Below are 10,196 nucleotides of genomic sequence, written 5' to 3' on the forward strand. Positions count from 1 at the left end.
CGATCCTGGGGCTGGGGGCGGCCGGCGCGATGCTGCGGCGCCAGCGGCGGGCGAGGGCGCTCGCGACCGCCTAGTGTGCTGGATTTGAAGTTCGCCGCATTCAGGGCCATGCGCCGAGCGAACTTCAGATCCAAGAAGCACACTAGAAACATACACTTGCTAGTGTCCTTATCGATTCCGAAGTTCGCTAAAGCCAGCCGCAAGCGCTTGCGACCTTCGGAATCGGGACACTAGGGCCGAGGCGCCATCAGGGCGAAGAGGTCGTCGAGCAGATCGCCGGGATCGGCGCGGCCCTTGCCTTCCCGGCTGAGATGGCCGCCCAGCGCCAGGTCCGCCGCCCCGTGCGCCAGCGCGAGGATCAGGGCCGTCACCCGCTCCGGATCGCCCGCGACGAGCTGACCGGCCGCCTGGGCGCGCACGACGGCGTCAACGAAGCGCCCGCGCGCCGCCGTGGCGGACACCCCGAGTTCGTCCGTCCCGCCGCGCCAGGGGCCGAAGGTCAGCTTGAAGCGCTCCGGATGGTGCTGCGCCCAGTCCACATAGGCCTGCGCCATGCGCCGCAGCGCCTGGACGGGATCGGTTGGCGCCGCGGCGTTCGAGAGGCCCGGGCGGGAGAGTTCCCGGGCGGCGATGGCGGCCAGCAGGTCCTGCTTGTCGTGGAAGTGCTTGTAGGGGGCGTTGTGGGAGACGCCGACGGCCTTGGCCACGGCCCGCAGCGTCACGGCGGCCGGTCCGCCCCGGTCGAGCAGGCGGGCGGCGGCGGAGATCAGGGCGTCGCGGGTGTTCTGGACCACGCAGGCAGCAGATCGCGATTGGTTGACAACGTCAACCTCAATGCGGCAGGTTGACGTTGTCAACCTCGGAGACCGTCATGCCGTACCTTAGTCCGCCGCCGCTCGCCCTCGCCTCGACCCGGCTGGCCGGGAAGGTCGTGCTGGTCACCGGCGCCTCGTCGGGGATCGGGGCCGCGGCCGTGCGCAGGTTCGCCGAGGAGGGCGCGACGGTGGTGGCTGCGGCTCGGCGAGCGGACCGCCTGGCGGACCTGTCCCGCGAGTTGTCCGACGCCGGCCTCGCGGTGTCCGCGGTCGCGTGCGACGTCCGCGATGAGGACTCCGTCGCGCAGGCGGTCGCAACCGTCGTCGAGCGGCATGGACGGCTGGACGGGGCGTTCAACAACGCTGGCGTCGGCGGGGCGCATGTACCGTTCACGGAGCTCTCCACGGAGAAGTTCGACCAGGTCATCGCCACCAACCTGCGTGGCGTCTTCCTCTGCATCAAGCACGAGATCCCGGCGATGCTGGCCTCGGGCGGCGGCGCCATCGTCAACACCTCGTCGATCGGCGGGCTGGTGGGCGGCGCGCAGAACGGCGACTACGCGGCCAGCAAGTGGGGCCTGGCGGGCCTCACCAAGTGCGTGGCGCTGGAGTACGCGCGGCGGGGCATCCGGGTGAACGCCATCGCGCCGGGTCCCACGGACTCGGAGATGTTCGGCCGCTGGATGAACACCGAGGCGCGGCGCGAGATGATCGCCGACGCCATGCCGATGAACTACATCGCCCACCCCGACGACATGGCCCGCGCAGCCCTGTTCCTGCTGTCGGAGGAGTCGCGCTGGACCACCGGCGTGATCCTGCCCTGCGAAGGAGGCGCCAGTGCCGACTGAACTTCTTCCGCCGCCGCCGGCGATCGATCCGCGAGCGCCGATGATCGCCCGCACCGACCGCATCGTCATCGAGCGGCCGGCGCCGGCGCTGTTCGACTGGAACATGGCCCAGAAGCTGGAGGACAACCTGCCCGCCACGGGCGCCCTGCCCGGCGTGGTCGGCACCACCCAGCTGACGCCAGGGCCCTGGGGCGTGCCCGGCGCGCGGAGGATCGTGCACCTGAGCGACGGCGCCGGCGCCACCGAGCAGGTGCTGGAGATGATCCCCGGCGAGCGCTTCCGCTACCAGGTCTGGGACTACACGACCGCCGCGGCGCGCCCGATCGCCTACGCCATCGGCGAGTTCCGCTACGTGGCGCTGGACGCGGGCCGCACCGAGGTCGTCTGGACCTACGCCTTCCGCCTCCGCGCCGACCGGTTCCCCGGCTTCCTCGGCCCGTTGGGCCGCTGGCTGCTGAAGGCCGCCTTCCTCGACCGCGCCTATGCGGTGCTGATGCGCGAGACCCTGAAGACCATGAAGGCCGGCGCCGAGCGGGCGCTCTAGGCCTTCCGCCGCCGCCTCGGTGTCGCGCCCTCCGGCTTCGGCAGCTCCACCTCCCCGAACAGGTTCTGCGGCACGGCGGCGGGCTGCGCTTCGGCGCGGCGGCTGAGCAGGAAGAGGGCGGTTTCGGAGCGCCAGTTCTCCAGGAGGCCGTCGGGCTGGATCGGACGCGCCGGCTTGCCGTTGGAGAGCGCCGCGCAGGCGTCGACGCGCAGGTCCAGCTCGCGGCAGAGGTCGGTGAAGTCGCGAAGGGTGCACAGGTGGATGTTGGGCGTGGACCACCAGGGGTCGGGCAGGGCGCGGGTCTCCGGCATGCGGCCGCGGGCCATCAGCGAGACCCGCATCCGCCAATGGCCGAAGTTCGGCACCGAGACGATGGCCTGGTCGGCTATGCGCAGCAACTCGGAGAGCACGTGCCGGGGTTCGCGCATCTGTTGCAGGGTCTTCGACAGGATCGCGTAGTCGAAGGCCTTGGTCGGGAAGTGGTCGAGGTCGCGGTCGCCGACGCCCTGCACCACCGCCAGGCCCTTCGCCAGGCAGGCCGAGACGCCGGCGGGACTGATCTCCAGCCCCTGGCCGTCGACGCGTTTCTCGCGGGTGAGCAGCTCAAGCAGCTCGCCGTCCTCGCAGCCCACGTCCAGCACCCGCGCGCCGGGCCGCACGAGCCGCAGGATCTCGGCGAAGTCCTCGCGGATGGCGCTCAAGCTACAGCCCCACCCTTATAGTCCTCGGGCCTGAGCGGTGGAGGCGAAGAAGCCGCGCAGGGTCGCGTCGAGCTGCGGCTCGTCGAGGAAGAACGCGTCGTGGCCCTTGTCGGTCTCGATCTCGGCGAAGCTGGCGCGGCAGCCGGCGGCGTTCAGCGCACGGACGATGTCGCGGCTCTCCGCCGTCGGATAGAGCCAGTCGGAGGAGAAGGAGAGCACGCAGAACCGTACGCCGCGCGCCTTGCGGAACGCCTCGGCCAGCACGCCGCCGTGGTGGGCGGCGAGGTCGAAGTAATCGAGCGCGCGAGTGATGTAGAGGTAGGAGTTGGCGTCGAAGCGGTCGACGAAGCTGGTCCCCTGGTGGCGCAGGTAGCTCTCCACCTGGAAGTCGGCGTCGAAGCCCCAGGAGAGACCGTCGCGCTGCAGCTCGCGGCCGAATTTGCGCTGCAGGGCGGCTTCCGAAAGGTAGGTGATGTGGGCGGCCATGCGGGCGACGGCCAGGCCCTTTTCCGGGCGCACGCCCGCCGCCTCATAGGCCCCGCCGCGCCAGTCCGGATCGGCCATGATCGCTTGGCGGCCGACCTCGTGGAAGGCGATGTTCTGCGCCGAATGGCGGGGGGCGGCGCCGATGCACACCGCGCTGAACAGCTTCTCCGGATAGTCCGCGGCCCACTGCAGCACCTGCATGCCGCCCATGGAGCCGCCGACCACCGCCAGCAGGGTCTCGATGCCGAGCGCCTCGATCAGCATGGCCTGGGCGCGGACCATGTCGCCGATGGTGATCACCGGGAAGGTGAGGCCATAGGCCTGGCCGGTCTTGGGGCTGGTCGAGGCGGGGCCCGTCGAGCCCATGCAGCCGCCCACGACGTTGGCGCAGACGATGAAGTAGCGCTCCGGGTCGAGCGGCAGGCCGGGGCCCACCACGCGGCTCCACCAGCCGGACCGGCCGGTCACCGGATTGGTCGAGGCGACATACTGGTCCATGGTCAGCGCGTGGCAGACCAGCACGGCGTTCGATTTGGTTTCGTTCAGCCGCCCGTAGGTGCTGTAGGCGATCTCCAGCGGCTCAAGCCTGGCGCCGGAGTCCAGGCGCAGCGCCTTGCTGGCCGGGAAGCGCATCGTCCCGCCGTCCGTCTCGCTCGCAGGGATGGTCTTGGCCCGGGGGGTCATGCGGGCCTTGGACCGCCAAGCCCATTCGGTGTCAATGGCCCCGCGGCGGCTTCGCAGTCGGCGCGGGCGCCGCTATGAGGTTCATTCGGGGGTGGAGCGTGCATGGACCGGCTGATCCTTTTCCGCCACGGCAAGGCTGAACCGGAGTCCGCCAGCGGCGAGGACTTCGACCGCCGCCTGTCGCCGCGGGGGGTGCGGGAATCCGTGCAGATGGGCGCTCACCTCGCCGACCTCGGCTTCGCGCCCGACTTGGTGCTGGTCTCGCCGTCCGCGCGCACGCGGGAGACCTGGGCCGCCGCCGAGCCGCACTTCCCCAAAGCCCAGGCAAGGTTCGACGACGAGCTCTACCACGCTGACTCCGGCGCGGTGCGTCACGAGGCCGAGCGGGCCGGGGGGACCTGCGGCACGGTGATGGTGGTCGGCCATAATCCCGGCCTGCAGGAACTGGCCGTCAGGCTGCTGATGGAAGGTTCGGCGCCGTCCTCGCTGATCGCGCGGGCGCAGCGGCATTTCCCAACCGCGGCGGCGGCGGTGTTCCTGATCGACGACAACGGCCGCCCGGCCTTCGACGGCCTGTTCTTTCCGGAACGCGATTCGGGGCGCGGCGATTGAGCCGTATCTACAAGATCCTCCCGCGCTGGGAGTGGGAGGCTGCGTTGGCGGCGCGGCGCTTCGACGGCTCGGCGATCGACCGGCAGGACGGCTTCATGCACTTCTCGACGGCCGAACAGGCGCAGGAGACCGCGCGCCGTCACTTCGCCGGCCAGGAGGACCTGGTGGTGCTGGCCGTGGAGGCCGATGACCTGGGCCCGGCGCTGCGCTGGGAAGTCTCCCGCGGCGGGGACCTCTTCCCGCACCTGTACGCCCATCTGGAGACGGCGCTGGTGCGCGCGGTGACCGAGGCGCCGCTGGGCGCTGACGGTGTCCCGCAGATCGAGACGGGCGCGTGAGCGGCCTGCATGGCCTGGCGACCCGGGCCCTGCGGGCGCTCGATCCGGAGGACGCGCACGGCCTGGCGATCGCCGGCCTGAGGCTGGGCCTGGGCCCGGCGGGCGGCCCGGACGATCCGATCCTGGCCTCGTCGCTGGCGAGCCTCGCTCTGCCGAACGTGGTCGGCCTCGCGCCGGGCTTCGACAAGGACGCCAAGGTGTTCGCCCCCATGCTGCGCGCCGGCTTCGGCTTCGTGGAGTGTGGGACGGTCACGCCACTGCCCCAGGCTGGCAATCCGCGGCCTCGGCTCTTCCGACTCAGCGAGGACCGGGCGGTGATCAACCGCATGGGTTTCAACAACCGCGGCCTGGAAGCCTTCGCCGGCCGGCTGGCGCGGCGGGGACCGGGGATGGTCGGGGCCAACATCGGGGCCAACAAGGACTCCGAGGACCGCATCGGCGACTACGTCACCGGGCTGAAGCGGCTCTGGGGCCTGGCGTCCTATTTCACGATCAACGTCTCCTCGCCCAATACGCCGGGGCTTCGCGCCCTGCAGACCCGGGCCGCACTCGACGAGCTGCTGGGCCGGCTGGCGGAGGCCCGGGACGCCTTGCCGCCCGCGGGCTGCGCCCCGATGTTCCTCAAGGTCGCGCCGGACCTGGAGGCCGGAGAGGTCGAGGCCATCGTCGGGACCTGCCTCGCCCACGGCCTGGCGGGGATCATGGTCTCCAACACCACGGTCTCGCGGCCTGCGCTGGCGTCACGCTTCGCCCGCGAGGCGGGCGGGCTTTCCGGCGCGCCGCTGATGGCGCTCTCCACGCGCGTGCTCGGCGAATTCGCCCAGGCCTCGGCCGGGCGACTGGCGCTGGTTGGCGTCGGCGGTATCGCGTCGGGCGAGGACGCCTATGCGAAGATCCGGGCCGGGGCGGGCGCCGTGCAGCTCTACTCCGCCCTGGTGTTCGAGGGGCCGGGCCTGGTCGGCCGCGTCAAGCGCGAGCTGGCCGCCCGGCTGCGCGCCGACGGCTTTGCTTCGGTAAGCGAGGCCGTGGGCGCAAACTAGGCGGCAGCGCACCAGACAGAGGCGCGAAGCTTGCAGGCGAACGGGTCGCGTTGCCGAAATAGCCATGCTGGATTAACTCGGAAGGATCATGGCGGACGCCGCCCCCACGCCCCAGGAGCTCGAAAGGCCCAAGAGGCCCCGCTTCTTCTGGCCGGGCGGCCTTTCCGCGCGCCTGCTGACGCTCACCATCCTGTTCGTCGTCGCGGCCGGCGCCTTCGCCTTGCCGCCGGCGCTGGCGTCGTTCGAAGAGAAATGGCTGCTCGACCGCATCCGGGCCGCCGAGCTGGCCTCGTTGGCCCCCGACGCGACGCCCGACCGCAAGGTCTCGCAGCAGATCGCCGCCCAGCTGCTGGAAGGCGCAGGCGTCACGCGCGTGGCGATCCAGACGGAAGGCATGCGCCGCCTGGTACTGGGGGGGCCTTCGCTCAAGCACGCGCCCTACCTCGTCGACCTGCGTGACCAGGCCCCGGTCTCCTGGCTGATCGCGCCGTTCCAGACCCTGATCGGCGGCGACGGGCGCTATGTGCGGGTGGTGGCGAGCCCGACCTTCCTGCGGCACGCCGACTTCGTGGAGATCGTGGCCCCGGACGCCGAGTTGAAGCGCGGGCTGATCTCCTACCTCTGGAAGCTGGTGCTGGTGGCGGCCTTCGTATCCAGCGTGGCGGGGTTCCTCGTCTACCTGACGCTGAACCTCTTCCTCGTGCGGCCGATGCAGCGGATTACCCGGGCCATGGAGCGGTTCCGCGCCGATCCGGACGACGCCCGCGCCCGCGTACAGCTTTCCGGCCGGCAGGACGAGATCGGCCGGGCCGAGGCCGAGCTCGACCGGATGCAGGCGGACTTGCGGGTGGCGCTGAATTCGCGGGCGCGACTGGCGGCGCTGGGCGAGGCGGTGGCCAAGATCAATCACGACCTGAAGAACATGCTGACCAGCGCCCAGATCGCCTCCGAGCGGCTGGCGGCGTTGAAGGACCCCAAGGTGAGCCAGGCCCTGCCCAGGCTGGAGCGCGCGCTGGACCGGGCGGTGAAGCTGGCGTCGGGCGTGCTGGCCTACGGCAAGAGCCAGGAGGCGGCGCCGGAAACCAGTTCCGTGCGGCTGGCCGCCGCTGTCGAGGCCGCGGCCGAGGAGGCGCGGCTCGCCGAGCACGACATCGCGCTGGCGATAGACGTCGGCCCTGCCGAGCGGGTGACCGCCGACCCCGACCAGCTGCACCGCATCCTCGCCAATCTGCTGCGCAACGCCCGCGAGGCGATGGAGCACCAGGAGGATCGTACGGCGCCTGGCCGCATCGCGGTCAGCCTCACGCGGCTGGGCGACGCCAGCCTTGTGCGCGTGGCGGATAACGGGCCGGGCGTGCCGGAGCGGGCGCGGGAGCGGCTGTTCCAGCCCTTCGCCGGGTCGGGGCGCCCGGACGGGGCGGGCCTTGGCCTCGCCATCGCCCGCGAGCTCGCCCAGGGCCACGGCGGCGACCTGACGCTGGCGGCGACGGGCCCAGGGGGATCGACCTTCGAACTGCGGTTGCCGGGCGCCCCGCCGCCGGCGCCGACACGGCGGCGAGCGGCGAAGAACTCGGCGACCTAGTGTCCCGATTCCGAAGTTCGCAAGCGCTTGCGGCTGGCTTTGGCGAACATCGGAATCGATGAGGACACTAGCAAGTATATGTTTCTAGTGTGCTTTCTTGGATTTGAAGTTCGCTCGGCGCGTGGCCCGTGAAGACGGCGAACTTCAATCCAGCACACTAGTATCCCTTCGCCACGCCCTCGCGCCGGGGATCCGCGCCGCCGCGCAGGCCGTTCGGGGTGACCTCGATGCCATGCAGGCCGGAGCCTTCGCCGAACGGGCCGCCCGCCAGCTTCACGCCCTTGGCCGCCAGCGCGTCCACCACGCCGGGCGGATATTTGTCCGGCTCCGAGGCGTAGAAATTCCCGGCGGCGATCAGGTTGGGCAGGGCAAGCGCCTGCTGCATCGGCAGCTTCCAGTCGAGCGTCGCCACCAGGGCCTTCAGGTTGAAGGCGATGATCGACGGGCCGCCGGGCGAGCCCACCGCCTCCACCAGCCGGCCCTGCCCGTCGAGCACAATGGCCGGGGCCATCGAGGAGCGGGGCCGTTTGCCGCCGGCCACCGAGTTGGCGGCGGGCGCGCCGTCGGCATCCTTCGGCTCGAAGGAGAAGTCGGTGAGCTGGTTGTTGAGGAAGAAGCCGGCCACCATCCGGCCGTCGCCGAAGATGCTCTCGACGGTGGTGGTCATGGAGAGCGCGTTGCCGTCCTTGTCGACGATCACGAAGTGGGTGGTGCCGCCGGGTTCCAGGGTGTGGTCCGGGGCGCGGACGCCGGCTCCGCGCGGCTGGCCGGGCCGCGGCGGCGGACCGGCGGTCGTCGGGTTGATCAGCTTGGCGCGGGCGTCGAGATAGTCGGGCGCCAGCAGGCCCTCCATCGGCACGTCGACGAAATCCGGGTCGCCGTAGTAGCGGTCGCGGTCGGCGTACATCAGGCGGCTGGCCTGGCTGAACAGATACCAGCCCTGGGCGTCGTTCGGATGCGCCGGAATGTCGGTGCGCTGCAGGATGCCGAGGCCTTCCAGCACCGCGGGGCCGCCGGAGGGCGCCGGCGGCACGCAGACCACATAGATCCGGTAGGGCCGGCAGACCGCGGGCGTGGCTTTGGGCTTGTAGCTCGCCAGGTCCTTCAGCGTCATGGTCCCCGGCAGCGGGCCCTGGTGCAGCCTGGCGACGATGGCCTCGGCGATCGGACCTCCCAGGATGGCCTTGGGGCCCTCGGCGGCGAGCTTCTTCAGGGTGTCGGCGTAGGCCGGATTCCTCATGATGTCGCCGGGCTGCACCTTGGTCCCGTCGGGCTTGGTGAAATAGGCGACGGCGTCGGGCTGCGAGGCCTGCGGCGCGCGCGAGCTCGCGGCCTCGGCCATCCGGCGCGGCACAGGGAAGCCGTCGGCGGCCAGGTGCTCGGCGTCTCCGAACAGGTTCGCCCAGGCCAGCTTCCCGTGCTCGTGCTGGGCCAGGTAAAGCATGGCGATGGCCCCGGGCACGCCGGCCGAACGGCCGCTGATCATCGCCTGGCCCTTGGGCAGGGGCTTGCCGTCGGGGCCGTAGAACATCTCCGGCGTCGCGCCGGCCGGCGCGGTCTCGCGGCCGTTGTAGGCGGTCGCCTGGTGGGTCTTGGCGTCGTAATAGGTCATGAACGCCCCGCCGCCGAGCCCGGAGCTCTGCGGCTCCACGAGCCCCAGCACCGCCTGCACGGCCACCGCGGCGTCCACCGCCGAGCCGCCGGCCTTCAGCACCTTCAGGCCGGCGTCCACCGCCATCGGATTGGCCGCCGCCACCATGGCGGTTGGGCCCTTTTCGGATGCGGTGGGCTTTCCCTGAACCGCCAGGGGCGCGGCGATCGAGGCGCCGGAGAGGAGAGCGGCGAGCCCAAGGGGCAGCAGACGCTTGACGAAGGTCACTTAGGGTAAGCTCCGGATGGAGGGTGAAGCGCCACCATAGCGGGAGGGCGCGCGTGGACAACGGACCGGCCGACGTGCGAGGTCCGTGGCCCATGGAGACGATGCCTTCGCACGCCCGCCCGGGCGTCCGCAACATGATCACTGACGTCCCGGGCCTCAAGGTGGGCCAGGCGCAGGACGCCGCTGTGCGCAGCGGGGTCACCGTGATTCTGCCCGATATGCGGGCGGTCTGCGCCTGCGACGTGCGCGGCGGGGCGCCGGGCACGCGCGAGACCGACGCGCTGGCGCCTGAGAACCTGGTGGAGGCGGTGGACGCGGTCGTGCTGTCGGGCGGATCGGTCTACGGCCTCGCCGCCGCCGACGGCGCGGCGGCCTGGCTGGGGGCGCGGGGCCGAGGCTACGGCCTCGTCCAGAACCCGGCCGTGCCGGTGTCGCCGGTGATCCCGGCGGCCATCCTCTTCGACCTGGCCAACGGCGGCGACAAGGCCTGGGGCGAGGCGCCGCCCTATCGCGCGCTCGGCGTGGCGGCGACCGCCTCGGCGTCGGAGGCGTTCGAGCTCGGGACCGCCGGCGCGGGCTACGGGGCCATGGCCGGGTCGCTGAAGGGCGGGATCGGGTCGGCCTCGGTGGTCGCCGCGGACGGGATCACGGTGGGCGCCCTGGTGGC

The 10,196-nt window shown here is 71.6% G+C and carries 11 protein-coding genes; 7 read left to right on the top strand and 4 right to left on the bottom strand.

Annotated features, from left to right (window positions below; translation table 11 throughout):
- Positions 1–230: 230 nt before the first annotated feature.
- Entirely contained in the window at positions 231–794 is a 564-nt protein-coding gene (locus JWP28_RS13535; RefSeq protein ID WP_299543664.1) for a TetR/AcrR family transcriptional regulator, read from the bottom strand.
- Between the two features lie 77 nt (positions 795–871).
- Between JWP28_RS13535 and JWP28_RS13540 the strand changes: the two genes are divergently transcribed.
- The gene (locus JWP28_RS13540; protein WP_299543665.1) at positions 872–1,663 is read left to right on the top strand and encodes an SDR family NAD(P)-dependent oxidoreductase; all 792 of its coding nucleotides are present in this window, start codon (positions 872–874) and stop codon (positions 1,661–1,663) included.
- Positions 1,653–2,207 (top strand): SRPBCC family protein, encoded by a 555-nt coding sequence (locus JWP28_RS13545; RefSeq protein ID WP_299543666.1) that lies wholly within the window; start codon positions 1,653–1,655, stop codon positions 2,205–2,207. The genes JWP28_RS13540 and JWP28_RS13545 overlap by 11 nt, the downstream gene beginning before the upstream one ends.
- Here JWP28_RS13545 and metW read toward each other — a convergent pair.
- Together metW and JWP28_RS13555 are read right to left on the bottom strand one after the other, a co-directional pair.
- Positions 2,204–2,908: a methionine biosynthesis protein MetW gene (gene metW / locus JWP28_RS13550; protein WP_299543668.1), complete on the bottom strand. Its 705-nt coding sequence runs from the start codon at positions 2,906–2,908 to the stop codon at positions 2,204–2,206. The genes JWP28_RS13545 and metW overlap by 4 nt on opposite strands.
- 15 nt (positions 2,909–2,923) lie before the next feature.
- The gene (locus JWP28_RS13555) at positions 2,924–4,078 is read right to left on the bottom strand and encodes a homoserine O-acetyltransferase (protein WP_299543669.1); all 1,155 of its coding nucleotides are present in this window, start codon (positions 4,076–4,078) and stop codon (positions 2,924–2,926) included.
- Positions 4,079–4,180: 102 nt separating this feature from the next.
- Here JWP28_RS13555 and JWP28_RS13560 point away from each other — a divergent pair, with 102 nt between their 5' ends.
- The 4 genes from JWP28_RS13560 to JWP28_RS13575 all read left to right on the top strand — a co-directional run bounded on the left by JWP28_RS13560 (position 4,181) and on the right by JWP28_RS13575 (position 7,650).
- Positions 4,181–4,690 (top strand): histidine phosphatase family protein, encoded by a 510-nt coding sequence (locus JWP28_RS13560; protein ID WP_299543671.1) that lies wholly within the window; start codon positions 4,181–4,183, stop codon positions 4,688–4,690.
- On the top strand, positions 4,687–5,028 hold the full coding sequence (locus tag JWP28_RS13565) for a DUF952 domain-containing protein (protein ID WP_299543672.1): 342 nt from the start codon (positions 4,687–4,689) through the stop codon (positions 5,026–5,028). The genes JWP28_RS13560 and JWP28_RS13565 overlap by 4 nt, the downstream gene beginning before the upstream one ends.
- Positions 5,025–6,068 carry a quinone-dependent dihydroorotate dehydrogenase gene (locus JWP28_RS13570; protein ID WP_299543674.1) on the top strand — a complete coding sequence of 348 codons (1,044 nt, stop codon included), beginning with the start codon at positions 5,025–5,027 and terminating at the stop codon, positions 6,066–6,068. Before JWP28_RS13565 ends, JWP28_RS13570 begins: the two co-directional genes overlap by 4 nt.
- 88 nt (positions 6,069–6,156) lie before the next feature.
- Positions 6,157–7,650: a HAMP domain-containing sensor histidine kinase gene (locus JWP28_RS13575; RefSeq protein WP_299543675.1), complete on the top strand. Its 1,494-nt coding sequence runs from the start codon at positions 6,157–6,159 to the stop codon at positions 7,648–7,650.
- 157 nt (positions 7,651–7,807) lie between these two features.
- Here JWP28_RS13575 and JWP28_RS13580 read toward each other — a convergent pair whose 3' ends face one another.
- Entirely contained in the window at positions 7,808–9,529 is a 1,722-nt protein-coding gene (locus tag JWP28_RS13580) for a gamma-glutamyltransferase family protein (protein WP_299543677.1), read from the bottom strand.
- Positions 9,530–9,663: 134 nt separating this feature from the next.
- Here JWP28_RS13580 and JWP28_RS13585 point away from each other — a divergent pair.
- On the top strand, positions 9,664–10,196 hold a 533-nt coding region (locus tag JWP28_RS13585), incomplete at its 3' end, for a P1 family peptidase (RefSeq protein ID WP_299543679.1).

This window comes from Phenylobacterium sp. (assembly GCF_028290885.1).
GTDB lineage: Bacteria > Pseudomonadota > Alphaproteobacteria > Caulobacterales > Caulobacteraceae > Phenylobacterium.